Source organism: Streptomyces fumanus, assembly GCF_014655295.1.
GTDB lineage: Bacteria > Actinomycetota > Actinomycetes > Streptomycetales > Streptomycetaceae > Streptomyces > Streptomyces fumanus.
This window is the reverse complement of the sequence record NZ_BNBI01000005.1, coordinates 44,737-71,001: the sequence shown is the minus strand read 5'-3', so window position 1 is coordinate 71,001 and position 26,265 is coordinate 44,737. Positions and strand designations below refer to the sequence as shown.

Sequence of the window (26,265 nt, the reverse complement as noted above, 5' to 3'; positions counted from 1 at the left end):
TCGGTATCGGCTTCTTTGAAGATGCGTTGGGCGGATCATGAGCGCCTCGGCGTCCAGCGATGTGGCCGACGTCCTGTCGACGGTAGTCAACGTCAGCTGACATGGGCAAGCCGCACAGTCTTCAATGGCGTCATGGCCACGCCGATGCCAACACCCCCGCCCCCGCCCGCCACGCTGGAGACGATCGCGGGTAGCGCCGCGCTGGACGAAGTCCTGGAGTGTCTACGCGCACGGCGGCCGGTGTTCCACTCCGAGGCCGATCTCCAGCACAGTTTCGCCCTCGCTGTAGGCGAGGTCGCACCGGATGTCAGGTGCCGTCTCGAGATCCCGGTGCGCGGAAGCAACGCCTCGGAGTACCTGGACCTACTGTGCCTGGGGCCGGCGAGCCGTACGGCAATCGAGTTCAAGTACGTGACCCGACAATGGTCGGGTACTGCAGGGACGCCTCCCGAGGACTACGCCTTGCGCGGACACAACGCCCCGGACGTCGCACGTAGGGACTTCCTGCGGGACGTAGCAAGGCTGGAACGCTTCTGCGACCGCGAGGACCAGAACGGGCTGGCCCTGCTCATCACAAACGAGGCGGCCCTGTGGCGCCCCAGGCAACGCAGGATGCCCACCAGGGACGAGGAGTTCCGCATCCACCACGGGCGCGAACTGAGCGGCACCTTGCTGTGGGCCGGCGGTTCCTTCCCGGACAACACCCGAGTGCTGCGCGGCGCCTACACGCTCGCCTGGCGTCAGTACACCCAACTGGAGGGTTTAAGTGGCGAGTTCCGCTGCCTTGCGGTGTTCATCACTCCGAGCGCCGCGCAGCCCCAGTGGCCACACGAGACGTAACCAGCGTACTGCCTCGCATGTCATTGATCACGGGAATCTGCCCTGATGGGAATCTGCCCTGGGTGAAGGCACTAGCCTCGATTCCGGAGACATCGAAAACCTCCTTCACGACTCCGAGCAGCACGTGGATCCAAACGTCGTCGAGCAGACCGTCGGGGGCTCAGCCGACGGCCGGTTGGAACGGCATGTGAGTGTCGATCACCTTCGGCACCAAGACTGTGAAGGCAGTGTGAAAGCACTGGTCATTCGATATGGTGATCCCCTTCACAGCAAGGGGGGCGCAGTGCCGTACACCGCAGAGATCAGCCGAACCAATCCGGGGTGCTTCATCTTCCTCGTGGACCAGTCCGCCTCCATGAGCGATCCCATGGGCGCCGGTGAGGTCGCGCAGCAGAGGGCCGAGGTCGTCTCCGACGCGATTAACCGGCTGCTGACCGAACTGTCCGTCAAGTGTGCCAAAGAGGAAGGCGTACGGGACTACTTCCACGTGGCCGTGATCGGGTACGGACACAATCACGTGGGCTCCGCGTTCCAGGGGGCGCTGGCCGGGCGCGACCTCGTTCCGCTGAGCGAAGTCGCCAACAACCCCGCGCGGGTGGAGAGCCGTACCAAGAAGGTGCCCGATGGCGCCGGTGGCCTGGTCGAGACCTCCGTGCAGTTCCCGGTCTGGATGGACCCGGTGACCAACGGCGGCACGCCCATGACACGCGCCCTCGGCTACGCTGACAGCCTCGTCGCGAACTGGGTCGAGGCCCACCCGAGCGGCTTCCCGCCGATCGTACTCAACCTCACCGACGGCGAGTCCACCGATGGCGACCCCACCAGCGCCGCCATCGCGCTGGCCTCGTACGCCACCGCGGATGGCGCGGTCCTCCTGTTCAACCTCCACGTGTCCGGCAGCGGCGGCACACCGGTCACCTTCCCGGACAGCGAGGAGGGGCTGCCGGACACGTACGCCCGGCTGCTGTTCCTGATGTCCAGCGTGCTGCCCAGCCACATGCGCTCCTACGCGGCCTCGCAGGGGCACCGGGTCAGCGAGACCACCCGGGGCTTCGTCTACAACGCGGACATCACCTCCATCGTGGAGTTCCTCGACATCGGCACCCGCGCCACCGAGCTGCGCTGACCATGGAGGACGTTTCGGCGCTGTCGGAATGCCAGCTGCTGCGGGTGCCCAAGGCGGGCAACACCCTCAAGGAGTGCGAGGACGCCGGGCGGTCCTGGGTCGGGGACGCACGGTCCGACGACCAGGGCCGTACCGTCCTCCCGCTGTACGCGGCGGTGTCCGACGGCGCCTCGGAGAGCCTGCTCGCGGGCGCCTGGGCGGAGCGTCTCGTCGCGGACGCCGTCGAGTCGATGTCCCTCGGCCGTGACTGGTGGGACGACGTGGACACGTTCGTCGTCGACCTCATGGAGCGGTCCGCGCCTCGCTGGGAGGCGTACCTCGAGTGGTACCGGGCGGAGCGCGACGCCCGTGGCCGGCCCATCGCCTGGTACGAGCAACCCGGCCTGGAGAAAGGCGCGTTCGCGACCGTCCTGGGGGCGGAGGTCCGAGCCACCGTGTCCGGCGACGGTAGGGCCGACTGGTCCTGGCACGCCTTCGCCCTGGGCGACAGCTGCCTGTTCCACCTGCGGGACGGTGTCGTCCGGCGGGCCTTCCCCGTCGAGGAGGTCGACGGCTTCGGCATCACTCCCCAGCTCCTCGGCAGCCGTAACCACGACACGGCCCTGGTGGCCGAGCGTTTGCGGCTCGCCCACGGCACCCTGGCGCCGGGCGACGAGGTGCTGCTGGCCAGCGACGCGCTGGCCGCCTGGCTGCTGTCCCCGCACCACGGGCACCGGGCGTCCGGCACCGTGCTGGCCACGCTTGCCGAGGTGGGCGATGAGCCCTTCGCGGAGTGGGTGGAGGACCAGCGGGCGCGCGGGCTCATGCGCAACGACGACGTGACCCTGATCCGGATCCGGGTGAGAACGGAGGCGTGATGGCTGTGTCCCGCGGCGGTCGCCCCGCCACCGGAACCGGTGCGGTCCGGAAGTTCCCCACGGGCGCGAACTACGCGGAGGCCCTGCAGCACCCCGAACTCTGCTTCCGCGATCCCGATCTCCGGCACGGAACCGTCCAGCAGAGCCCCGTCCTCGGACCCAAGGCGATCTCTGGCAACTTCGCCAGCGTCTTCTCCGTCACCGCGCGGGACGGACAGCGATACGCGCTCAAGTGCTTCACTCGGGACACCTCCGCCATCGGCGTCCGTTACACCGCGATCAGCGCTGCCCTGCGCGCCCTCGACACCGGTGGCCTCTCCCAGCCGTGGTCTGTGCGCTTCGAGTTCCTGGAGCAGGGCGTGCTGGCTCTCGGCGACTGGTTCCCGGTGGTGCGGATGGCGTGGGTGCAGGGCACCGACCTCATCTCGTGGATCGACCGCCACCGCCACGACTCGGCTGCCGTCCACGCCCTCGCCGACCGCTTCCTCGCGCTGGCGGGCGACCTGGAGGACCACAGCATCGCCCACGGCGACCTGCAGCACGGCAACATCCTCGTGGCGGACGACAACACCCTCCGGCTCGTCGACTACGACGGCATGTACGTCCCCGCTCTCAAGGGCGAACCGGCGACGGAGAACGGCCACCGCAACTACCAGTCGCCACAGCGCGGCGCTACCGACTTCGGGCCCGCCATGGACCGCTTCTCGGCCTGGCTCATCCACCTCTCCCTGCTCGCCGTCGCCACCGACCCCGGCCTGTGGACCCAACTCCACGACACCCAGGGCGAGTACCTGATCCTTTCCGAGTCCGACTTCACGGACCCGGCGACCTCCCTGGCCTGGCCCCTGCTCCTCGGCCACTCCGACCAACGGCTCCGCGCGGAGGCGGACCGCGTCCGGGGCTTCCTCGGGCAACCCTGCTCTACGCTGCCCCGCCTGACCGCCGACGCGCTCGCGCTCCCCGCCCCACCCCGCAAGCGAAAGGGCGGCGCCGCGGCTCCGACGGCGACCAGCGGTTCGACGAGTGCCGCCGCCCCGGCAAATGCACCTTCCGGGTGCATCCCAGCCTGGCTGGTGGATCGCGTGGCGTCCGCCCCCGCCAGAGCGGTGCCGACTAGCGCGCCGACCCCCGCCTCCGCGGGCTTCACCGGGCGCCGCCCTCGCGACCTGGCGGCGGCGGCCACCGCCGTACTGAGCACCGCCGCCCCCGGCGTGCTCACGGTCACCGTCGGACAGCCGGCGGGCTACCTGCCCGCCGCGCAGGGGGCCGCCCTACTCGCCTCGGCCGCCCTGATCGGCGTAGGCCGGCGGCTCAGGCCGGAGTATCGAGCCGCCCGCCAACGGGTCCGGGGACTACGTCGCCGGGCCCGCGAACTCAAGGATCCGGCGGGCGCCCACCGGCGGCTGGAGCATGAGATCCAGAAGCTGGACGCCGCCACTGCCAAGGACGGCGCGGCCACTGACAAGCGCATCCAGACCCTCCAGACCGACCTGCGCGACGGACTGGCCCGCATCACCATGGAGCTCAACCGCCGCACCGACCAGTCCCGCAAGCGCAAGGTAGAGCTGCCCGCCAGAGAGCAGAGCATGATTGCCGCCGCGCTGGAACCGGCGGTGCGCCAGCACGTCGAGGCGAAGCTGCGCGCCACCTCGATTCAGGAAGCGCGGTCACTGCCGAACATGGGCGCCAAAACAGTCGGGGCTCTGGTGCAGGCTGGTATCCGCACCGCGGCCGACTTCACGGGAGTGTCCTACTCCCAAAACCAGGGTTCCGGGAGCCGTGTCGCCTACTTCGTCCGCCCAGGCGGCCACCACGTACGCGTGTCCGGCGTGGGCGAAGCTCGGGCCAGCGCCCTCGACGCATGGCGCCGGTCCCTGGAGCAACGGGCCAGGGCCTCCGCACCCGCCAAGGTGCCTGGGCCTGCCCTCACGAGGATCCGCGCAGAGATCGCCACGCTGCGGGCGCAGTACGACCGGGAGGTAAAGCAGGCGGAGAGCAAGGCCCAGCAGGACCGGGACGTCCTCCAAAAGCAGATCACCGACGAACGGCAGCGGCTCACGGCCGACCGCCAGCAGCGCGCTATGGAGACCCAGCGCAAGCGTGCTGACCTGTTGCAACGCCAGAAGCAGCTGAGCGGCGCCGAGGCGGAACGAGCGAGAGTGAAGGGCGAACTCAGCACCGCACGGACGGAGACCCGCCGCGACCTCGGTGTCCGGAAATACGTCACATTCCTGTTGACGGGCCACTGAACCACGCCCGAGGCGAGTATGCAGCGTGGGCAGGGCTGGGCGAGAGTCGGGTGCACGCGGGCAAGGTAGATGGCGGCACCAGGTAATCAGGAGCCCCAACGGCTGGGCAGTTTGCATTTCAGCTCGGCTCGGCCGTGCCCACTCAGTGTCCAACCCATGCTTGCCAAGCTCGTCAACAAGACCGACGTCTCACAGCCAGCCGGGCCCGAACTTATTGATTCAGCCAAGGTTGAAGCGGAGCCTCAGCTGGGTGCTAACCAGTTCGTAGCCTGCGAGGTCCGGAGCGCCGAATGGGTTGGGCAGGACGGTGATGGCGCGACGGTCGCGGTCGAAGACATGGGAGACGTACACGATGAAGTACGTCTCGCCCCGGCTCAGCCGGGAAGCGCGTCGTACCTCCGACTCGCCCAGGATGATCTCTCCGCTATTGCCCGTGGACGCCTTGACCTCGTAGAGGTAGGTCGCGTCGCCGTCGTGGATGAGGAAGTCGTAGCCGAGCCGGTCGTCCCCCGGCTGTGCCCCGGCGAGTCCGTGCACACGCAGGCTGGACTTCCATGAGTCCTGTGGTTCGACGCCGAACTGCTCATGCAGCCAGGCGGCCACCGCCGCCTCCCCCGCTACGCCCACGGGCACGGTGCGGTCTTGGTCGTTGCCCACGGCCTGGTAGGAACCGCCCTGCGATCCCGTTCCCGGCTGTGACGGGGTGTGCGGCCGGGGAATGCGGGGAGCGAGCGTGGTCACGGTCGTGGCCGAAGTGGCGCGTTGTTCCGGTGTCAGGTCCGCGGCCACCTCACGGGCCAGTGCGGCCAGGTCGTCGGGGCCCGCCGGGACGAGCCTGCCGTTCAGGGCCACTTGGGGGCCAGGCACGGGTGCTCCGGACTGGCCTGTGCCCGCGGCCGTGCCGCTGTTCCCGGCAGGCGCCGACGAGCGCGTCGGGGACAGCCCGAGTTGGGCGCGCCGGTCCGACAGGGGCATGTCCGTCGGCCAGTGGCCGTGGTGACTGAGCCAGGTGATCAACGCCTTCGTGGATAGGACCTCGAAGTCCAGCAGCCCTTGGTCGTCCAGCGCTCGCAGCACCTCCTGCGGGGGCGGCGGCACCAGGGTGTGGCTCATCGGGTGCAGACGCTGCCATTCCTGGATCAGCTGCCGTAGACGCGGCAGGTGCTGGTGGACAGCGGTGGTAGATGCCTCGCGGACCTCGGTGAGCGGCCGCAGCGCGCGGGACGTCGGCGGTTGTGCGGGGAGCGATCGGGTCAGCCAGGCGTCCGCGTGAGCTTGGAGGAGCTGGTCGGTGAGGTCCCAGAGTGTCGTGTGCCAGGTCGGGTCCGGCGCGAGTGTGGGCAGGCCGCGCAGGCGCACGTAGGCGGCCAGGGACCGGCCGGAGCGGTGGACGTCGGCGTGGGCGTCCCTGATCCGCTCGGCGAGTGCGGGACGGTTTCGCTGGAGCCAGGTCGCGAACTGCCGTTCGTGCCGGTCGGTGTTGTCGATCTGCGGCAGGCCCAGTGCGCGCCAGGCGCGGTTGGCCTCGGCCAGGGTTACGGACAGGGCCCTCAGCTGCCGTTCCGGATCGTCGTCGTCGAGGAGCCGCATGAGGCGTTCCGCGTCCGGTGCGCCGGTGCGGGCGGTGAGCCAGGCCAGGAGGGCGGCGCGGTCGGGCAGTTCCTCGACGCGCTGTTGGAGTTCCTCCGCGAGGTCGAGGTCGAGGCAGGCGAGGAGGGGCACGAGCCGCGCGCTGCCGGAGCGCTGCGAGGCCCGCTCGGCGAGGACGGCGCGCAGCTGGTGCTGCCGCAGTTCCAGGACGTCCGCGAGATCCTCCTCGGACACGTCGTCCGTCTTCAGGCCCCGCTCCTCCAGCCGGGTCACGGCCTTCCACAGGATGTCCGCGAGGTAGGGCGCACGGATGAGAGCGGCCATGGCGGGGGCGGCGGTACGGAGCACCCGCCAGCCGGTGCGCGGCCCGTTGTGCACGACGACGACACAGGGCCGGTCGGGGTGCGGGTGGAGCAGGGCGCGGTCCGTGCCGTTCTCGGTGAGACGGTGTCCGGCGATCCAGACGACGGCCTCGTCGGCCACGGTCACCTCGCTGCGGCGCAGCAGGCTGGTCGACTCGGCCACGGTCACGGGCTCCGTCCGGGACGCGCGCTCCTCGTCGAACTCCACCAGGGCCGCGACCAGAGTGAGCAGCCAGGGGCCCGTGTACTGAGTCAGCGGCAGGCGCATCGCCTCACGGACGGGCAGCCCGTCGACCTGGATGTCGTGTGTGGCGTCGCCGCACCGTTGGACGTCGAACGTCGTCCCCTGGTCGAGGAAGGCGTGGACCCGGGCGCCCAGCGCCCTGTCCCTGATCGGGATCACAGGTACCGGGACGCGGTCCAGGAGGGCCCGGTTCTGTGCGCCGTCCGGGTCCGGGACGAAGACCATCTCGTCCGTCTCCGCCGGGTCCAGGGGTTCGAGGGCACCGGCCCGGTGGACCAGCAGCCGGTGCGGTGGCGTGGCGGGCCCGCCGTCGGCGGTGCGTGTGCCGCCGTCCGCGGGCAGCAGCTGGGCCCACGCCTTCTCGTACTCTTGCCCGATCTCGTGCGCGTGCCTGCCTTCGCGCAGGTACGGGCCGGCCTGCACCAGCTCGGGCAGATGGCTGAGCCGGTCGAGCGCGGTGCCGGGGTCGTCCCAGGAGCGGATGCCGAGCAGGCCGAGGCGTGCCACGAGCTTGGCGGACCGCCTGCTGCGCAAGGTCGCGGGCACCACGCTGAGGAACGGCGGCGGGGACTGCGTGCCCTGCCACCACCAGGCCCGGCCCGCCGTGGCGAACACGATCCCCTCAGCGGGGGCGCCTGGGACGGTGGTCTGCGGGATCCACGGCGCGTGAGCGAGGAAGGCGGCCAGCGGAGTGGGCCAGGGGGTACCCGCGGAGTCGGTGTGGCGTACGAAATGCATCTCCAGCGCGGAGTCCGGCCAGGAGAAAGCGAGGCCGTGCACGATGAGTTCCGCGTAGAGTCTGCGGTCCTCCTCACGGAAGGCGGCGTAGTCGTCCTGTCCGGGCAGCACGTCCGCGGAACGGGCGCGTGAGTGGTAGGCCACCTTGAGGTAACCGACCCGCCGCCGGTTCGGCCAGCGCTCGGCGGTGGTCCGCCACTGGGGCAGCAGATCCCGCCGGTTCGGAACCCAGAAACGAGCGGGCCAGTTGAGATCCTGGCCTCGCACTTCGGTGCGGAAGACCTCGTGCCGGGGACGCAGGCCGTGAGCGACGCCGTGCCGTTCGAGGAAGCGCCCCATGGCCTCGACGGGGAGCGTGTCCCCGCACAGCTCCTCGGGGCGCGGGAGGAGCCGCTGCTCCGTCTGGGTGAGTACGGACGACAGTCCCCGGACGCGCTCCAGGAACCGGGTCAGAGTGTCATCGACGGAAGAGTGCTCACCGGGCCATCCCGGCCCGAACATGGCACGGCTCGCTTCCTGCCAGCCGCCCCGGGTCGGTACCCGGAGATCCTTCAGCCGCGGAGCCCTGCGCCCCTCGGTCTCCAGCGCGTGGGAGACCGCGCAGGCGTAGCGAAGGCAGGCCAGGCGCACGCCGTCCTCGACTCCGCCCTCTCCGTCCGCCCTCAGTGCCGCGGCCACGACCTCGAGCACCCGGTCGGCTCCGTATTCATGGACGAGGCCGGCGGTCCTGAGCCAGGTGCGGCTCTGCGCTCTGCGCTTGCGGCCCTTGCCGGTCCATGCGATGCCCTCGTGCACGAAGTGCAGACGGCCGGACAGCCCGTCGGGCAGGGCCGGAAGGGAGCCGCCCCGCGGAGACTCGCGGTCGAAGAAGACGCCTTCCCCGCCAGCCGGTGCCGGCGACGCCGACCCGGATGTGAGAATGATCCGCTTGCCGGTCAGGTCCGAGCCGTCGGGGAACTCCTGCGAGAGGTCGTAGTAGAAGTCCGCCCACCATCCAGGGTCGAAGGAGGCACTGGCGGCGGCCTCAGCAAGCTGCTCCGCCCAGGAGGCGAGGCGCTCCGGCGGCGGTTCGAGGCGCGTGCCCACACTCCTCGCGAGAGACACCAGCCGCCGCAGCCGTACGGAATGCAGCTGCGGGTCGAGGAGATCGGTGACCCCACTGGCGGCGACCGCGTGCGGGGTGAAGGCCGTGGCGTGCTCCTTGCCTTCCCACAGCACTGCCCGGTGCAGGGAGGTGCGCGTGCCGGACGCCGTGACGATCACAGGGATGAACGGGACCTGGGCGATGCCGTGACCGAGCCGCTGGAAGGCGGAGGTGAGGCGGGTCAGTGCCGTGGGCGACCGCCAGCACATCAGGTCGACCAGCGCTCCGGCGGGAACGGGGGCCCGTCCCTCGGCCGTGGCGAGCACCGCGCGGGCACACGTCTCGGCCACGGTGTCGAGGAGCAGGCCGTTCCACGGCACGGCCTCGTTGAACGAGCGCCGGTTCATTTCGGCGAAGAACGGGGCGTGGACGAAGCCGCGCAGGGGCGCCGGGATCTGCTCGCCCATCGGCAGGAAGGTGTACAGCCGCCCCTCCCGCAGGGGATCGGCGACCGGTACGGCGACGCGAACCTCAGCCTTCTTCTCCCAGGCCATCCAGTCGCGTCGCATCCCGCTCTTCTCGATCGACGCGGTGAGCGCCTCCCGGGCGCGGTCCGGGTCGACCTTCCCGCAGACGACAATCAGTCGCATCCGTCGGCGCAAGGTGACCTGCTGCACCTTCAGGCCGCGGGCCTGGTGCAGCACCTCCACCTGGCGGTCATACGTCTTGCCCCGGGTTTTCCCTGCGACCCGCCGCTCCAGCCGGACACGTTCCAGGCGGTCAAGAAACAGCTCGAACGGAGCGCTGTCGTCCATGAGTTCGCGCACCTGCTCCCCGGCAGCCGAGCGCGCGTCGGCCGACTTCAGCGGCAGACGGACGACGGTGACGAAGCCCCGGCGCACGAAGTTGTGGACGCTCTTCGGTGCCTCCTCCAGGAAGACCGGCACCTTCAGCGTGAGCAGATTCTCCTTCAAGTGGTCGGCGAAACCGGCGCGTTCGGGTGCCACCTCCCGGGCGAGCGCGTCGTAGTCATCGGGCCGAGCGAACCGGAAGGTGAACCCGTCGGGGACCCGGGATGCCTCCCTGGCCACGCTGTAGATCTCGGGCGCGTCGCACAGGTGCAGCACGCTCTTGAAGCCCACGCCTTTGTGGCCGATCCCGGCGTCGGCACGCTTGCTGGACAGGGCGATGCTGCACAGGTCCTTGAAGTTCTTGCCGCTGAACGGCTTGCCGCCATTGGCTACATAGAGGGTGCCGTGCTCACCCTCGTCCTCGTCCAGCCGGATCTCGATACGTCCGTCGGCGGCACCAGCCAGGTGCGCGTCGTGCGCGTTCTGCAACAACTCGATGAGCACCCGGCCCTCGTACTCGGGCGCGATGATCGTCTCGGCCACGGCCTTGGCCTCGCGGGCCGCGTCACGGCCGTCGTCCCAGTCCCGCAGACAGCCCCGCACCTCGACCAGCGCCTTCTCGTGCACGCGCCTGCGCACGGCGGCCGACCGGCGCTGCCGCACACGCTCCTCAGACGGCCGCCGGCCCCCCGCTGCCATACCGCTGCTCCCCACCCCGTGCGCCTCCCGCCCCACTCTGCCGGTGATGCTACTGAGCGGGAAGGAGCTCTGAAGGGCGTTTGACACCGGCGGCCCTGTGGCTCCGTAGCGTGCAGTAGTTCCCTGCAAAGCGGCGCAACATAGCGCGGGATCGCCGGTTAGCCAAACCGGCAATCCCGCGGATCATCGATGGTCCACCGCCACTGCCTGCTCCTACGTCGAAAGGAATCGCCACGACGGCTGTCAATTGAAAGCGTCGAGCGTGTGTCAGCGCTCTGCGCTGCCGCCGAGCTCCTACGGAGCAGGTGCCGTGAGCACTCAAGGTCCCGTAAGGCGCGTAGCAGGATCTCCGCCTCGCCCGCACCGTAGGGGGTCAACTATCGCATCCCCGAGTACCCCCAGGGATGGAGTCGACCTGCACCAAGGTGGCCTGCTCATCGGCATAAGCCTCAGCGCACCATGCGGCTGACCCTACTTACGTCACTTGTTGTTTTGATCAACTTCCGGGTCGGCACCGTAATCCACAGCCGCACCATCTTGACAACTGGAGAATCTGCATTGCATGGACAGACCAATGAGGTGCACGGCACCCGTTATAGCCCTACGCACATCCGCGCCACCTGGGGATGGAACGGGGAGCGTGGAAGACGCCTCCAGGGCGTTGGGGTTCTCTCGGGCGAAGGGCTACGACCTGGTGCGTCGCGGGGAGTTTCCGTGCCGCGTGCTACGCATCGGCCGTACGACACGTGTCGTCACCGCATCCTTGCTCCGCGTCCTGGAAAGCGGAGAGCCGGAGTACAACCGTGCCCCCACCGGAGACTGCACGCCACCGTAGCCCGCCGCGCCGTCTCACTCGGAGGCGAGACATAAAACCGGTACGCCGCGTTCACCAAGCAATGTCTTGAGCGACGAGACGGGATCCGGTGCGGCGGTGATGGCGGCGACCTCCATATCGCTGATCCGGATGGTCGGGAGACAGTCGTGCACGGGCGGCAGCAGGTCCGCCAGCGCGTCCCTGAAGACGCGTTGCCGATGGCGCCCGCCCTCGCCAGGGAACAATGGCGGCTTGGGCTTGCCGAAGCCACCGCCGGGTTCACGCCCTGTCAGAGCTTGCGAGCGGACCAACCATCGAGAAGCGTCGAAGCCGAGCGTCACGCCTGTCGGATAGCACTCCAGCGTCAGAGCGCGGGCCGCGGTAAAAGTGCTGCTTCTCGTCAACCTCCAGGATCTGCTGCTGCCCGTTCTCGTAGGTCAGCAGGACGTCCAGGCTCCGCCGCTCACGAGAAGGGGCCTGCTCCGGCAGGACCAGCCCGGTGAGCGCGCCGTAGATCGCCGCGACCGTCTCCCACATGCCCGCGCACTCGATCTGCCCTGGCCGCCGCAACCAGGTCGGACAGCTCTCTGGTTCGATGTCCGCTTTGACCACGTCAGGCAGTAGGCGGGTTATGCCGTCCTGCAACTCCTTCACACCGACTGCCTCTCACCTGATAAACCATTCGAGTATCGGCAACGCCTCTGACACCAACTCACTCTCGTTGGCCCGGCCCCCAGCCTTCCAGCACGGCTGGGCAGCACCGCCCGCATACGGCCACCAGCTTCCGCGCGAGCGTGGTCGAATGCCGATCGTGGGTCCAGCCAAGCCAGCAGGCTGGCGAGTCCTGGACGGCATCGAGCCGGGCACGGCACCTCCACTATGGAAGGCCGGGTGATGTTCCGGATGTTGTCCCTGCTCGCCAGACTTCGGCGCGAGCTGATCGTGGGGAACACCAACGACGGGCTTGCCTCCGCGAGGACCCGCGGCCGGTCCGGGGGGGGGCGGCCCAAGCGCACTCCCTATCAGGCCAAGCTCGCACACCAGCTCTACGACGCATTTTCTGCCGTCTGACCACCCATCGGATAACCCGTTTCATCAACCCCGAGCCTAATGATCAGGCGGCTGTCGACAGGCGGGGCCGCCACCACTCAGGCTCACGCGAGGTGGAAGGACCGCGCGCCCGAACTTCGCCGCGCACGCTTGACTGACACCGGCCGCGATGGGGCCGCGATGGACCGGTGGGAGCGGAGCCTGGGTGCCGCACTCCGAGCACTTCACGAGCGCCGGGGGCGTCTCCTTGGCGCTCGGGAGAGTTTCGACGTCGAACAGCAGGAAGGGTGACTCGTCCTGTTGTGCACTTATGCAAGAAGAATGCCCGACCCAGGCCGGGTTCCGCTGGAAGTTGTCGATCCGGGGGGTGCAGGGCTCACTTCTGCGCCCCCGCTCAGAGGTCGCGATAGCTATTGAGTGTTTTGCCTGCGCCGGTGGCCGACCTCAAGTAGTTGTTCTCCGACTTCAGGTGCTCGTTCTCCGACTTCAGGGTCGCGTTCTCCGTCGCCGACTCCGCCAACTGCACGACGAGTCCAGCAGCCATGGACTGGAGTGCCTTGTACTTCTAGGCGGAGAGCCCGACGACGGCGGCAACAGCCAGAGCTTTGGCTCCGACCTTAGCCGCGGCCCTGGCTTTGCCGAACTTGCCTTCGGCTGGCTCGGCATCGTTCTTGTGGATGCCGACGTGGCCCGTCCGGTGCGAGTGCCCTTGAAGCTCATCGAGATCGTCGCTCCCATACGAGCACGACCCGCATTGGTAATCGGTCATCAGTCGTTCCCCTTTCCCCGTGGGTGACGACTTTGCCACAGCTCGCGTGCCTCCGGCGACCACTTGGTCATCCTCCGTCCGTGCACGGACGCACCTATGCTGGCATGCGCGCGCTGGTTGCGGGCCGGAGCACCTACGCTCATACGTGCTTGCTGGACGGCAACACAGGCCGGTGCCCGCCACGGTGCGTCCACTCGCCCCGGTAATCCCCGGCCTTGGAGAACTCGGTCAGAAGCCGGGCTACCTCTCGGGCCATGGCGACCGCCCGATGCCGGCCCCCGGTGCACCCTGTAGTGCCGGGCCCGCCGGGCTTGGTCCATGAGCATGTGAACGGTGAGCGCCGTGTTGTGCGCGAGCCGCTGCGCGCCGGGCATCTTCAGAAAGTGCTGATAGACGTCCTCGTCCAGGCCGGTCCGGCGCGCCGCATGGCAGGGTCGTGGTGAGGGTTGTGTACCTGTTCTCCCCCCTCCACAACTCTCATGTGCGGGACCGGACATGGCGTTGGGGAGCTCGTCCGGGCGCCTTCCGTAGTCCATGAGTGGCGCCGCTGAGAGCTGGACGTCGGGGAGGAAGGTCACCCTCCGGAGGGCCTCCACCGGCTTGTGTGCGAAAAACGTGGGCGCTAGGAGTCCGATCTGCCTACTGTCGTGCAGGTGATCGTCATCGACAGCAACCAGATCCTCAGCATGCCGCCGGGGAGCCCGTCATGGTCACTTCTGCGAGTGGTCGGCGAGCGAACTGGGCATTCACTAGCCATCAGCGAGGTCTCTCTGTGGGAAGTGTTGAGTAGCGCTAGGCGCCGCTTGGAGGACGACATCGCGGCATTTGAACGGGCCTGGAACAAACTGGCCGGCAGACTAGAATCTTATGCCCCTGAAAATTCCGCCCTTCCCTTTACTCTTAACCACATCGGTTTTGGCCCTGATGCTGGCGATCCGGAGAAAGCAGTCCGCGCATACGAGGCTCAACTTCGACAGCGGTTCCGCGTTCTCCGCACTCCCGAATCTGTGGCATCCGAGGCATTGCGAAGAGAGGCATGGCGGGAACCGCCATGCAAGGACAATGGCGAAGGCGGTCGGGATGCGGCCATATGGCTAACCGCAGCGGCTGCGGCAGAAGCTGACGTCGATCCCGAGGGGAGAAAACTTCCGCTTCTGCTAGTCTCGAACGACGGTGGATTTACTGATCCTCGCAACAAAGGACAACTGCACCCTGCACTGGCCAATGACCTACCCGAAGGCGTGTGTGCCCGGCTCTGCCGTAGCCTCCCCGAGGTCTTTGCCGAAATCAGCCAGCCTGCCGATGCGGCAGACCTGCTACCCATGATGAACAGCGCAGACATCATCGACGCCCTCATCACCGCCATACTCGACAGCAAATTCCCAGGAAAACCAGAGGTTCACGAGGCAGGATCCGCTGACGGAAACCGCAGGATATTCACCATGGGTGAGATTCTGCGAGCCACCCGCGCCAGCTTCAAGGGCTTTCAAGCAGCTCCCGCTAAATGCACCTCAGATGGAGAAACCTGGATTTGCGCAAGTGGAACATGGGTGTTTCCACGCCCGCATGACAGTGACACAGATCTGGCATGGGCCTTCAGGGGTATATCCGAATACAATCAGCATGGCCTGGAAGCCACCGCAACACTGTTCTGGGCCTTCACCGCTGGCGAATCAAGCTCGCACGTTCAAGTGATCGACGCGTCTCTAAACGGCGATCTGGCCCCAGGGCTCATTGTCGCGCGCGATGGCAGCAGCGTCATGGTTAACTGGGCGATGCAGCAAGCGCCTGGTTATTGGCAAGAAATTATCTGAGCAGGTCAGCCTCGATCGTACATGAGGGGCCCGTCAGTTCGCTTACAACGGCTAACACAATGAGCCGAGTTGTCGGTGAGTGATCAGGCAGCAGGCGAGTTTGAGGAACGCTTCGTGCATGTCGGTCCTGCGTTCCCAGCGGTTGCGTAGGCGGCGGAAGCCGTGGAGCCAGGCGAAGGTCCGTTCGATCACCAAACGGTAGATGCCCAGTCCGGTGCCGTGTGGGGTCCCGCAGCGGGCGATCGCCGGGACGATGCCTCGGGCTCGGACCTGGTCGCGGTAGCTGTCGTGGTCGTAGCCGCGGTCCGCGAAGAGTGAGTCGGGTCTGCGGCGGGGCCGACCGACCCGACCGTGGACCGGCGCGTCCAGCAGGGGCAGCAGTTGGGTGATGTCGTTGCGGTTGCCGCCTGTCAGCAGGACTGCGAGCGGGGTGCCGAACCCGTCGGTGATCAGGTGGTGCTTGGAGCCGGCCCGGCCCCGGTCTACCGGTGACGGACCGGTGAGCTGCCCCCTTTTAAGGCCCTGACGTGGGAGGAGTCGACTACGCAGCGGGACCAGTCCAGCCGCGAGGCGGCGTTGAGTTCTGCGAGCAGGACTTCGTGCAGCCGCTGCCACACGCCGGCCTCGTTCCAGTCCCGCAGACGGCGCCAGCAGGTCATGCCCGAGCCGAAGCCGAGCTCCTGCGGCAGGTACTCCCACTGGTTGTCCGTGTGCAGGACGTAGAGAATCCCGCACAGCACCTTACGGTCCGGCAGCGGCTTGCGGCCCGGGTAGCGGAAGCGGCGCTCGCGCTGCGGCAGCAACGGCTCCAGACGCTCCCATAGTTCATCCGACACGATCCACGGCGTCATCCCCACGCCGGACAGAACGCTCAACTCCCGCCCCGGACACGGCGGCCAGGACGGATCCACCTCATTGTGTTAGCCGTTGTAAGGCACCCCCGACTCCGCTCATGTCCTGGTGGCTGATCCTGTACACCTTCTCGATGCTGGCGCGGTACCAGCCTCGCAAGTGGTCGGAGGCCCTGGACGTAGACAAGTCCGCCAACGCGGCGGCCTTGGAATACGCCCTGGAGATCACCCTCGAAGTCATCCCTCATCTTGTGCTTGAGGGGCTGGACCAGGAACCCGTGTTGCTCGCCAGGCCCATGGCCTTCTGAGACCGCCAGGCCGTCAGCGAGCCCACACATCCCTCTTATGCGTGCGCGATGCGTGAGCGGACGGTCCGGCACGAGGCGTCAGGAGCGGGATCGAGTACCGAGCCGCGTGACGTTGACCAGGCAGAACAGCACCACGCGGCAGCGCCGCGCGTCATCCGGCAAGGATTCGATCCCACTCCTAAAGCGGGTGTCGCAGGTTCTAATCCTGCCGGAGGCCGCGTGTGGCTCAAGCCCTCAGGCGTACCGCACTTCTGCGGCGACCTCCCGGAAGCGGAGCAGAAGCTCGTCCTGGCGACAGGCGCTCTGCCAGTGGCGGACCTGTTAAACCAGCAGGTTCCCGGCACCGCCTGGCGGACGAAGCCAAGCTGGTACATCGTCGCCAACAACGACCGCACCGTGCACACCGACCTGGAGCGGTCCGCCGCCGAGCACATGGGCGCCGCCAATATCCGTCCCCTGGACGTCAGGACTGCTGTGATAGGTCTGCTGATCCGGCCGCCTGGCCCACCTTGCTGCTCCTGCCTGCATCGACGATCTCGCGCCAGGGTGTTTCTTCGGCCGGCCGGCGCGGGGGTTCGCAGGCCAGGGACGACAGCACCGGCCTCGGTCGAAGCGCACTAGGCGTCCGTTGTGTCCAAGGGACAGCGGCGACAACACAGAAGATCATTGACATGCGATGAGCGGCCCACCGACGGGGGGACAGTGGGCCGCCCACGGATCGCAATTATGTACTGGTGATCAGGTCGAAGGCGCACTCGATGGAGCTCAGTTAGGCAACGATGTTCTCGGTCGGCTTGTCGCTAGGTGGGCTGCGGCGCGTGGATCCATTCCTGCATCAACATCAGCCACATCACGGCCAGCGCGTACAGGCGCCCGCCCATCACAGCGAGAAGCTGCGATGCCCACACCGCGGCGATCCGGCCGTTGCGCAGCAACCTCAGGTAGCTCAAGGGGCCTTCCTGGCACGGATACAGCTTCGATGAGAGCACAGGGCGCCTGCCGCCACGGCACGATTCCGCCAGGAGCCGATCGCCCCGGGCGACGCGCCCCACAGTGGTCCTGCCTCCGGCCCGTACGCCCCTGCGGCCGGACCGTTGGTCACATCCCCCGAACCGCGCTGTTGCCTGTTTCTGGCGTACTCAGGAACTCTGTCCTCCGGAGACGGTGGTCAGGGCGAGGCCGAGCCGGTACCGCTACAGCCCGGCACCGGGGGCCGTCGGTGTCCACGGTCCGCAGTGGCCGGTGTCCCTTCTCGTCGAGCTGGGCTCCTCTACGGGGCGCTTTGGCCGGGCACGGCGGACACTCTTGCGCAGTTGGAGCGCAGCCGCTGGGAGTGTGCGCGGCTGCGCAACGGTGAGTTCGACAACGACTGGGATGCGGCGGAGGGACACTTCGCGCTACCGGTCGAGGAATCGGCTGCCGACGCGCTCTCCCGATGTCGAATGACTGCTGCTCTACTGCGCCGTATGGCAGATCCGGCCCTCCGCTACGCGGAGCTGAATGCCCGGGCGGAGCGCGCCGTGCGGGACGGTAAGAGCCACCGTCCCAGGTCCCAAGGTGGTCAGCGGCTAAGCCGCATCGCAGCCTCCCGCCATGCGGTGCTCGAGCGGAGCCAGGGGGCTTGCGAGAACCCGCGATGTCCTGATCCTCGCTACACCTCGGCCCTCGGTCGCAACGGCTCCTACCTCTTGGAAGTGGATCACATAGACGATCACGCCAAGGGTGGCGACGACCTTCCCAGGGCCATGATCGCTCTGGGCCCGAACTGTCACGCGCTGAAGACCCGTGGCAGGGTGGCCGACTCGTTCCGTGACCTCCTTCGCGCTACGGCGCTCGTCAGGCACCAGGAGTTGCTCACCAAGGCTCGTTGCAAGTGCCCTTCGCCAGCACCGGCTGGCCAACTGTGTTGTGCGCAGTCCTCAGCGGAGCTCGTTGAGCGCTTCTTCGAGTAGGTGAAACCGCACGCGTTCTTGTTCGAGTCGCACCTTGGAGCCGAACTCTCCGTACACCAGGATGTCGTAGGCATCGGCTTCGTCCGGTGAGAGCGTGCCGAGGTGCTGGTGGGTGGGGGTGTCCTCCTTCACCCACTGACCTCGGTGCTCCAGGAGAACGTTCCGATTCATCAGGATGGACCGTGTGTGCGGGAAGGCCCGGCGCAGCCGGTCGAGGATGGCGAAGCCGTGGGTGTCCAGGTCGCCCCAGTAGACGAGGCGTGTGCCGTGCAGCCAAGACAGAGCAGCTAGTTGGGTGACGGCGTAGCCTCCGCCGTGGATCACCATGCTGTGAGGTTGGTCGGGGAAAGCGAGGTAGGTGGTCTCGTTCTCGACGACGTACACAGTCGTGATGCCGGGCGGTGGCGCGGTGAACTCGTCCGCGCGGACCGTGAGCTCGCGAAAGCCGGCCACTGACGCGCCGTCGAGGAGCCGAAACCGCAAGTAGACGGGCTTGCGCAGGAAGCGGAAGCGGGCGGCGAAGTCGGTGCGCACGACCTCGGAGTTGATGCGGTCCTCGGGCAGGCAGTGCTCCAGCAGGGTCGTCAGGATGGCACGGTGGTGTTCGATGAACTTGGTGTCAACGCCGGGCACGTCGAGCTGGCGCAGGTAGACGGCCGGGCCGCGGTAGTCGGTGATCCACCGGACCGTGGCCTGGAGGCGGGGCCAGTCGGCATCCCGCTGGACGACCTTCATCGGGTGCTCGGCCATCCACGCGGCCAGCGGGGGCAGGCTCTCGCGGGCGGCGGCCAGGAGGGACGTGTAGCGGGTGACCGTGTTGGTGACGCCGAGGAGTTGGAACAGGTCGTCGCGGTGGTCGATCCAGGCCCGGGCGGGGGCGTTGTTCACGCCGGCGAGGCGTCCGCCGAGCTTCCGGTACTCGATGCGCAGGTGCCGGTGTTTGTCGGGGGCCCATGAGGTGGCCCAGGCGAGGACGTCGTCGTAGTGCTGGGTGATGTCGCCGGCCTTCGGACCGCGCAGGGGGATGGCGAGTGGGTCGAAGTCCGTACCGTCGGCGAGCTGGCTGAGGAACTCGCCGCGCTCCCAGCGTTTGCGCAGACGGGCGGCGACGTCGCGGGGCGTGGTCCAGGTGGGGGTGGAGGTGGCCGCCATGTCAGTGGTCCTGTCCGGTGGCGGGCTGTCCGGCGGCCAGGGCGTGGGCGAGGCGTTCTCGGCGGTACTGGGCGATGGTCAGGGTGCGCAGGCGGGAGTGGTGTCCAGTGGGGTTGTCGACGAAGCCGACGGCGGACACGTACGGCTCGATGACGTGGATCTTCTGCAGCGGGGTGACGATGAGGAGCTGCAGGCCCAGGCGCTTGAAGAGGTCCAGGGCGAAGCGGGCGGATTCCTCGGAGCCGCGGCCGAAGGCTTCGTCGATGACCACGAAACGGAAGGTGCGGCTCCTGTTGGCGGTGGTGTCGAGCTTGAACTGGTAGGCGAGGGAGGCTGCCAGGATGGTGTAGGCGAGTTTTTCCTTCTGCCCGCCGGACTTGCCGCCGGAGTCGGAGTACACCTCGTACTCACTGTCGTCCTCGCGGCGGCGTTCGCTGGCGCTGAAGACGAACCAGTAGCGCACGTCGGTGACGCGCCTGGTCCAGGCTCGGTCGGCATCCGTGTGGCCTTCGCGGCCCTTGAAGCGTTCGATCAGGCGCTGGACCTGGTGGAACTTCTCTTCCGAGTACAGGTCGGAGTCGTCACCCGAGAGGACGTCGTCGGTGCAGGCGCGCAGTTCGGCGGTGAAGTCGCGGATCTCGGTGTTGGGGGTCTTCTCGGGCTGGAGCATGATGTAGCGGCCCGGGTTGTAGTCGATGTCGGCCAGCGACTCGTTGATGGTGGTGATCCGTTCGCCGATCTCATCGGCCCAGTTATTCAACTGTGCTTGGAATCCAGCGATTTCGCGGATGACGTTGGTCTTCAGGTAGGTGCGGAACTGCTCTTCGAAGCGCGGCAGGTCGTCGGCGACGAGCTGGCAGTGCAGGGCGCGGTAGCCGGCGGCGGAGGCGACGGAGTCGTCGAGCTCGTTGGTCTCGGCCGGGTAGTCGGTGCGGAAGGTGCGCATCTGGGAGGCGATCGCCTGGGCGAGGCGGGTCTGCTCCTTGCTCCACCGGTTCTTTCGCGCCGTCCCCTCCTCACGCAGCCGGGTCTCGGCGCGGGCGCACTCCTTGGCGGTGGCGCAGGTGAGTCGGGCTTCGTTCAGGCGTTGTTCGAGGGCGGGGAAGTGGGCCTGGGCGTCGGTGGCGGCCGGCTCGGCGAGGATGACGCGTGCTTCGTCGCGGGCGCGTTCTGCGGCGTCCCGTTCCCCGTCGATGCGGCCCCAGCTCTCGGTCGCGCTCGCGTAGGCCGCTTCCTGCTGCTTGATCTCAGCGGCGATCTTGTCCAGTTGGCGGGTGAGTTCGTTCAGGTCCTTGGAGTCGGCCTGCAGGCGCTGCTTCTCCTCTGTCAGCTCGGCAATGTGCCGCACGACGGAAGGCCAGTCGATCTCGCTGAACTCCCCCATGGCCGCCAGCCGGTCGAGGACCTTGTCGCGGCTGATGGCATCCTCGTGGGCGGCTTCCAGGCTGCGTTTCGTGTCGGCCGTCTCGCACTGGGCTGCATGGACTTTGCTGGCTTGGTCCAGGAGGGCGTCGATCTTTGCCTGGTTCGTCCAGCCGAGCACGTAGGTGCTGCGGTCGTCGATGCGGGTGGTGTCGTTCTTCTCGTGGCGGCCCCGCGTCCCCTTGATCAATCCCTGTGCAGTCATGGCGAGTTCGGCCTGCCGGAAGTCGTCCATGGTGGCCACGCAGGTGTGCGAGGCCCGGCGTTCGAGTTCGCCGGCCAGCCACTCGGCGAAGGGCGAGTCGCCGCGGATTTCGAGCTTGGTGAACAACGCGGTCGAAGGGGCCGGCTGGGTGCGCCGGGCCGGGGTGTGGTTGGGGACGCGGAAGTACACCAGCTTCGTGCCCAGGTGGTGGTCGTTGATCCACTCGGAGACGCGGGCGTACTGGCCTTGGGGGACGACGAGGGACAGTGCGAAGCCGCGCAGCAGCCGCTCGGCGGCGCCCGCCCAGGTCTGTTCTTCGTCGCGGACCTGGATGAGTTCGCCGACGAAGGGCAGCGTGCTCTCTTCGATGCCGAGTTCCTGGCACAGGAGGGTGCGAACCTGCAGCTGTTTGCGGGGGATGTTGCTGCGGCGGGAACGCAGGCTGACCAGGTCCTCGTTGATGTCTTGGGCCTGCTGGTGAAGACGATCGGCCTGAACGGCGAGCTTCTCCAGGGCCGCTCGCGTCTCCTTCTTGTCCGCGGCGACGTCGTGTTGGGCCCGGGAGATCTCCTCAAGGCGGTCGGTGAACTGGGCCTGATCACTGGCCGGAGCCAGTCCGGCCTGTTCCAGCAGGTGGGCGTGGTGGCGGGCGAGCCTTTCGCGCGCGATGCGCAGCCGATCCGCCTCCTCGATCTGGCGTTCCAGTTCGCCAAGGCGCCCGCCGCCCAGGCCCTCACGCTCAAGTTCCCACCGGCGTTCCTGGCCGCGCAGCCGCTCCAGCTCCTCCTGGGCAGCCTTCTTCTCACCCTCCAGACGCATCAGCGACCGTTCCAGCTCGGCGCGTTCTGCCTCGTGGAGAACCGCCGTACGCGCGGCCATGAAGTACCGCAGCGCAGCCTGCTCGGCATCGGCTTCCTCGATCCGGGCGGCCAGGCCCTCGTAGGTGTCGCAGTCCGCGAGCAGCGGGGTGAGGGCTTCGATCTGGGCTCGGGCCCGCTGCACGGAGTTGTAGGTGGTGGTCAGGGCGTCGAAGTGGCTGACGATGTTGTCAGTCATCGCGGCCGCATCGAACGGCTCGAGCATGTGGCTGCGTACGAAGTCGTCCAGGCTGCCCACCGACTTCAACGACACCGTCTGGTGGAAGAGCTCCAGGGCCTGCTCGGACTCGATGCCCATCCGGCGCCGTAGGTCCTTGCTGTAGGGCGGGAACGACTTGTGGACACGGACATCGCTAGCTTCGAGGCGCTTCTTCAGGGCTCGCACTTCGGTGCCGAAGTCCGCGAAGTCACCGGCCACGGACAGGGCCCGATCCGCGACCAGGAACAGCCGTTCGGGGCTGGTGGCGTTGGCGTCGGGCAGCCAGAACACCTGGCCCACCGTGACGGTCAATTCCAGCGCGGCGTTGTGGAACACGCCCAGGATGACCGAGTAGCTGCCGGGCTTGCGCAGCGCCACCGGCTTGGTGGCTCCGGTCTCTTCGTTGCGTTCGGACTTGTAGTGGCCCAGCACATAGGAACGCAGGCTGCGCTCGCCGCTCTCCGCTCCGGCAGCCCGGTTGTAGGCGATCTTGCGGGCGGGCATGAACAAGGTGGTGATCGCGTCCACCAAGGTGGACTTGCCGGAACCGATGTCCCCGGTCAGCAGCGCGTTGGCGCCGGCCAGGCCGAACGACCACACGTGCTTGTCGAACGTGCCCCAGTTGTAGACCTCCATGCGCTCCAGCCGAAACCCGGCCGCGGCGAAGGTGGCGGGAATGGTCGGGTCGGCAGGGCCAGACTGAACGGGGATCACTGCGTCTTCTCCTGAACGATGTGGGAGGCTGCGTACTGGGCCAGGTTGGTCTCGAAGTCGGCGAGCCACTGTCCGTCGACGAAGGCTTTGATGATCCGCTGCACCTCGAACAACTGCTCCTGTCCTCGGGCGCGGCGCAGGAACTGCAGTTCCACCATCTTGTGGATGTGGCCATCGATCTGGTCGACTAGGCGCGCCTCGTTACTGCCGGCCGGGAGGAACGTGCGGATCATCTCGACGATCTCGTCCCGGGTGATCATGAGGCGGGTGCCGTCGGCACCGGCGTCGAACTCCGCGAGCCGCTTGCGCAGCAGCACGATCAGCAGGCTGACGGGGTAGGACAGTGAACGGCGCGGAATCAACCGCGGCGGCGCCATGCGAGGGTCCCGGACAGCGTCCTCGTCGTCGGGCATCGACTGCAGGAAGGCGTAGCCCTCCATTTCGTCGATCACCACGCGCAGCCCCATGACCTCGACGTAGTCCTTCACCCGAGCACTCAGGTGCACCAGCGCGTCCCAGGCCCGCTCGTGCTGGTCACGGAAGACCGGACCCTTCAGCAGCTGGTTGACCGGCAAGGAGAGAGTGTACGGCTGTGGGGCGGGAGTGGAAGGCGTCGTCATCGCCCCTCCTTCTTCTGGTCGGTGGCCCAGGCGATGCCGGGGTTGATGCGGGCGAAGGTAACGACGGGCACGGTGGCGACCTGCTGGACGTCGTCCTCGCCGATCCACGTGATCTCTTCTTGGCGGTGGTCGTCGAAGACCGTGGCGAACCCGTCGTCGGGCAGCGCGAAGTAGGCGACCAGTTCAGCGAGCCCCTGCTCCAGGGGGTGTTCACGCAGAGTCTCGGCCAAGGACACCTGCGTGCGCGCGCCGAGGGCGTCGTGGACGGCTGCCGTAAGCCGGGCGGGATCGACGTAGACCGCCTCGAACAGCGCGTCGGCGGCGAACTCCTCGTCCCCCGCTTCGATGCTGGTGCTGTCGATCGGTGTCTTGACCAGCGGCGTATACAGCGGCCGTTCCATCGGCAGAGCGATGGCCGGGGTCGCTGCGTCGATCTCGGCGACCAGATCCACGCCCGGCACGTCTCGCAGCGCCAGTGCGTGGGTCTCGATCGCGCGTACCAGCTCCAGGACACGGCGGTCTTCCGAGCGCACCTGGTCATCGAGGAATCGTCGTAGCTGATCCGACAGCTGTCGCACGGTGGCCTGGGTGCGCTCGGCGGCCTCCAGCCAGTCCCGGGGCATGCGTCGCATGCGCGGATCGGGTTCGTCGATGGCCTCCATCGCCTCGACCTCGGCAAGCAGCGTCTTGAGCTCGTCCTGACGGCTCGGCGCGAGCAGGAAGTCGTAGAACGCCTGGAAGGTCCGGCCCTGGTCCGACTCCGCGATGCTCTCGCGGCTGCCCAGCACCTCATCCAGCAGTTCGCCCTTGGCCCCGTCCCAAGCCGCGATCTTGCTGCGCAGATCGCGGTCCAGATCCCGGAAATTCGCCTCGACCTCACGGAAGTCGGCCAGAAGCCCATGCGCCGTATCGGTCACCTGCTGATATCGGTCCCGCAGCGCCGCGCTGTCCAGAACGTCCACCTCGCCGGCCTCAACTCGCTCGATCTCCAGGTCGATTTCGTGACGGCGCCGCGCGAGTTCAGCCAGCCGCGCCTCCGGATCGGTTTCCGTCCCGAACGTCATCTGCCGCAAGAGATCGAAGATCGTATTCAGGCGCGACTCCGTACCGACGAACGAACGCTCCTCAAGTGACCTGATCCACGAGATGGCCTTCTCGACCGCGGCCGTGGCGTCATAGTGCGGCTCGTCCGAATCCGGCGGGTAATACTTGCGCAGCCAGCCGTTCCCCGGCGCCGCCCAGTCGTCCAGATACGCCTTGGCGGACTGGGGAAACGTCCCGTGCCCCAGCCGCTCATTGAGCGCGAACAACTCGTCATCCAGCCGCTCGACAAGTTCCACACCAGCAACCGAGCGCGCCCCCTGCTCGACGAACACCTTGTTGAGGAAGCTCAGCATCAACGCCGCATTGTTGGCCGTCAGCAGCCGCCACGCTGCGCTCTGCTTGCGCAACGCAACCAACCGGTCGTAGTCCAATTCCATGCGTCCTGCTCTCTCACGACCCCGGCGGATGACGGCATCCCCCGCCCTCAGCGAATCCGCAGGCTCTGTCGGCGCCCACGCTCGCGCAAGCCGACACGGGCATTTCGCGTCGGCCATTAGGAACCGTAGAGGCCACCACTGACAACGGAGGCCGGCTCGGTAAGCGGCAGCACATGCCACGACGGCCTCGGGTGAAGAAATCAGCAGGTGAGAGCTAGATACATCACAAACTCTGCGCCCTTACTGGCAATCTTTTCGAACAAATACCCGAGCCCCGCACCGCGCCTCGCCCTTCCAGGAGTACGGCGCCCTACCGGCATCGGTCCGGTCATAAGCGTCAGCGTTCAGCACCTGCACGCCGTTCGTCCGACATCAGGCCGCCGCGTCGAACCACCGGCCGTTCAGCTCGCCACGCCCTCACGCTCAGGCGGCCACGCCGCGCCGCTCACAAGGAGCGAGCCAGGGTGCATCCACACCGAAGAAGCCCCTTGACCTTCAGCTATTGCCACGATTGCTTGCCAGCACAGAACTGCAAACAGGGACGGAGCTAGCCCCGCCATCCACCGCCCTGCAAGCCAGTACAGAAGACAGGGGCCCCGCCGGAACCATCCGACGGGGGCCTCATCTGTCACGGACTTCCAGCGCACAGAGGCCCGTCAGGCTTTTTCGGGCGACCCACCGCGCTTCTCTCCGCGGAGTGGTCATACAGGACCTTCTGATCAGGCTTCTGGATTACGGACCCCACCCAATGTGTGCGATTGCAAACAAGCGTGCCAGAGAAAGCGTCGCAGAAACACGGACTGCATGACGCACCAACCGCATCGTGCACGCCGACGCAGATGACTACACGACGAAGCCTCACCGGATCGCTCCGGTGAGGCTTCGTCGTCCCACGACTCCGGGAAGAGCCCCCGTCGCGATGGCTCCCGGTGGAGCTTCGCGGCTCGCCCGCTCTCACGGCGCTCTCACACGTCTGTCACCAACTACGTTGACTCCCTCGGACCGCGACGCTCTGACCTGCTATTACGCGCCCGCCCTGGACTGGCGTGGACGCCCAAAGACGGTCTTTACAACCTGTGCCATGTGGTGCCAGCACACGCCGGAGGCACAGCTCACCGAGCTCCTCCCGCCGCGTCAAGGACAACGTGCGTCACCCAGATGCCCACGCGCCACACCGCCAGCAGACGAACGCGCGCCGCACGCAACCGCGCCCTTCCCTCTGCAGAGCCCAAGCGGCGAAGCCAACGTCACCTTTCAGCCCGGTCACCTCCAGCCGCGACGGCGAGGTGATCAGCCTCGATTGTCCGAGTTCAACGCAGCGTAGTCAGCACCAAGTCAGCACGGGACGGTCGAAGACGGGTGCTGACATGGGCTTTCAGTCAGCACCGAACCAGCA

At 67.6% G+C, this 26,265-nt stretch carries 18 protein-coding genes; 8 read left to right on the top strand and 10 right to left on the bottom strand.

The genetic code is table 11. From position 1 onward, the window contains the following. Positions 1 to 132 precede the first annotated feature (132 nt). The 4 genes from IE316_RS12115 to IE316_RS12100 all read left to right on the top strand — a co-directional run bounded on the left by IE316_RS12115 (position 133) and on the right by IE316_RS12100 (position 5,072). Positions 133 to 840: a hypothetical protein gene (locus IE316_RS12115; RefSeq protein ID WP_229910355.1), complete on the top strand. Its 708-nt coding sequence runs from the start codon at positions 133 to 135 to the stop codon at positions 838 to 840. Positions 841 to 1,195: 355 nt separating this feature from the next. Then, on the top strand, positions 1,196 to 1,966 hold the full coding sequence (locus IE316_RS12110; RefSeq protein ID WP_229910354.1) for a vWA domain-containing protein: 771 nt from the start codon (positions 1,196 to 1,198) through the stop codon (positions 1,964 to 1,966). 2 nt (positions 1,967 to 1,968) lie between these two features. Beyond that, a complete protein-coding gene (locus tag IE316_RS12105; RefSeq protein WP_190204263.1) occupies positions 1,969 to 2,823 on the top strand; it encodes a hypothetical protein in 855 nt (284 codons plus the stop codon). Beyond that, positions 2,823 to 5,072, top strand: coding sequence for a hypothetical protein (locus tag IE316_RS12100; protein WP_190204262.1), 2,250 nt, complete (start codon positions 2,823 to 2,825; stop codon positions 5,070 to 5,072). Before IE316_RS12105 ends, IE316_RS12100 begins: the two co-directional genes overlap by 1 nt. 219 nt (positions 5,073 to 5,291) lie before the next feature. On the opposite strand, the gene IE316_RS12095 is transcribed toward IE316_RS12100, so the two are convergent. Continuing rightward, positions 5,292 to 10,604: a sacsin N-terminal ATP-binding-like domain-containing protein gene (locus IE316_RS12095; RefSeq protein ID WP_190204261.1), complete on the bottom strand. Its 5,313-nt coding sequence runs from the start codon at positions 10,602 to 10,604 to the stop codon at positions 5,292 to 5,294. A 598-nt stretch (positions 10,605 to 11,202) separates the two neighbouring features. Between IE316_RS12095 and IE316_RS12090 the strand changes: the two genes are divergently transcribed. After that, the gene (locus tag IE316_RS12090; protein WP_190204260.1) at positions 11,203 to 11,475 is read left to right on the top strand and encodes a helix-turn-helix domain-containing protein; all 273 of its coding nucleotides are present in this window, start codon (positions 11,203 to 11,205) and stop codon (positions 11,473 to 11,475) included. Between the two features lie 14 nt (positions 11,476 to 11,489). On the opposite strand, the gene IE316_RS35500 is transcribed toward IE316_RS12090, so the two are convergent. Next, positions 11,490 to 11,795, bottom strand: a complete 306-nt coding sequence (locus tag IE316_RS35500; protein ID WP_229910353.1) for a hypothetical protein — start codon at positions 11,793 to 11,795, stop codon at positions 11,490 to 11,492. Positions 11,796 to 12,333: 538 nt separating this feature from the next. Here IE316_RS35500 and IE316_RS36215 point away from each other — a divergent pair. After that, the gene (locus IE316_RS36215) at positions 12,334 to 12,525 is read left to right on the top strand and encodes a hypothetical protein (protein WP_351055740.1); all 192 of its coding nucleotides are present in this window, start codon (positions 12,334 to 12,336) and stop codon (positions 12,523 to 12,525) included. Between the two features lie 373 nt (positions 12,526 to 12,898). Here the strand turns inward: IE316_RS36215 and IE316_RS12080 are convergent, their stop codons facing one another. Further along, the gene (locus tag IE316_RS12080; protein ID WP_190204259.1) at positions 12,899 to 13,048 is read right to left on the bottom strand and encodes a hypothetical protein; all 150 of its coding nucleotides are present in this window, start codon (positions 13,046 to 13,048) and stop codon (positions 12,899 to 12,901) included. A 21-nt stretch (positions 13,049 to 13,069) separates the two neighbouring features. After that, positions 13,070 to 13,273, bottom strand: coding sequence for a hypothetical protein (locus IE316_RS12075; protein ID WP_190204258.1), 204 nt, complete (start codon positions 13,271 to 13,273; stop codon positions 13,070 to 13,072). A 653-nt stretch (positions 13,274 to 13,926) separates the two neighbouring features. Between IE316_RS12075 and IE316_RS12070 the strand changes: the two genes are divergently transcribed. Continuing rightward, positions 13,927 to 15,087, top strand: a complete 1,161-nt coding sequence (locus IE316_RS12070) for a PIN domain-containing protein (RefSeq protein WP_190204257.1) — start codon at positions 13,927 to 13,929, stop codon at positions 15,085 to 15,087. Positions 15,088 to 15,138: 51 nt separating this feature from the next. Here IE316_RS12070 and IE316_RS12065 read toward each other — a convergent pair. Then, a protein-coding gene (locus IE316_RS12065) for an IS5 family transposase (RefSeq protein ID WP_373311178.1) occupies positions 15,139 to 15,938 on the bottom strand; the annotation gives its coding sequence in 2 pieces (ribosomal slippage) (positions 15,139 to 15,608 and positions 15,608 to 15,938; 801 coding nt in all). On the opposite strand from IE316_RS12065, the gene IE316_RS36205 reads away from it, so the two are divergent. Continuing rightward, positions 15,908 to 16,246: a YaaC family protein gene (locus IE316_RS36205; RefSeq protein ID WP_373311177.1), complete on the top strand. Its 339-nt coding sequence runs from the start codon at positions 15,908 to 15,910 to the stop codon at positions 16,244 to 16,246. The genes IE316_RS12065 and IE316_RS36205 overlap by 31 nt on opposite strands. Positions 16,247 to 17,046: 800 nt before the next feature. Here the strand turns inward: IE316_RS36205 and IE316_RS12055 are convergent. The 5 genes from IE316_RS12055 to IE316_RS12035 form a co-directional block, all read right to left on the bottom strand. Then, the gene (locus IE316_RS12055) at positions 17,047 to 17,196 is read right to left on the bottom strand and encodes a hypothetical protein (protein ID WP_190204255.1); all 150 of its coding nucleotides are present in this window, start codon (positions 17,194 to 17,196) and stop codon (positions 17,047 to 17,049) included. A 969-nt stretch (positions 17,197 to 18,165) separates the two neighbouring features. Continuing rightward, positions 18,166 to 19,350, bottom strand: a complete 1,185-nt coding sequence (locus tag IE316_RS12050; protein WP_190204254.1) for a Wadjet anti-phage system protein JetD domain-containing protein — start codon at positions 19,348 to 19,350, stop codon at positions 18,166 to 18,168. Between the two features lies 1 nt (position 19,351). Beyond that, positions 19,352 to 22,690: an ATP-binding protein gene (locus IE316_RS12045; RefSeq protein ID WP_190204253.1), complete on the bottom strand. Its 3,339-nt coding sequence runs from the start codon at positions 22,688 to 22,690 to the stop codon at positions 19,352 to 19,354. A gap of 74 nt (positions 22,691 to 22,764) precedes the next feature. Continuing rightward, positions 22,765 to 23,343, bottom strand: coding sequence for a DUF4194 domain-containing protein (locus tag IE316_RS12040; protein ID WP_229910352.1), 579 nt, complete (start codon positions 23,341 to 23,343; stop codon positions 22,765 to 22,767). Positions 23,344 to 23,384: 41 nt separating this feature from the next. Next, entirely contained in the window at positions 23,385 to 24,869 is a 1,485-nt protein-coding gene (locus IE316_RS12035; RefSeq protein ID WP_208611263.1) for a DUF3375 domain-containing protein, read from the bottom strand. Between the last annotated feature and the right edge of the window lie 1,396 nt (positions 24,870 to 26,265).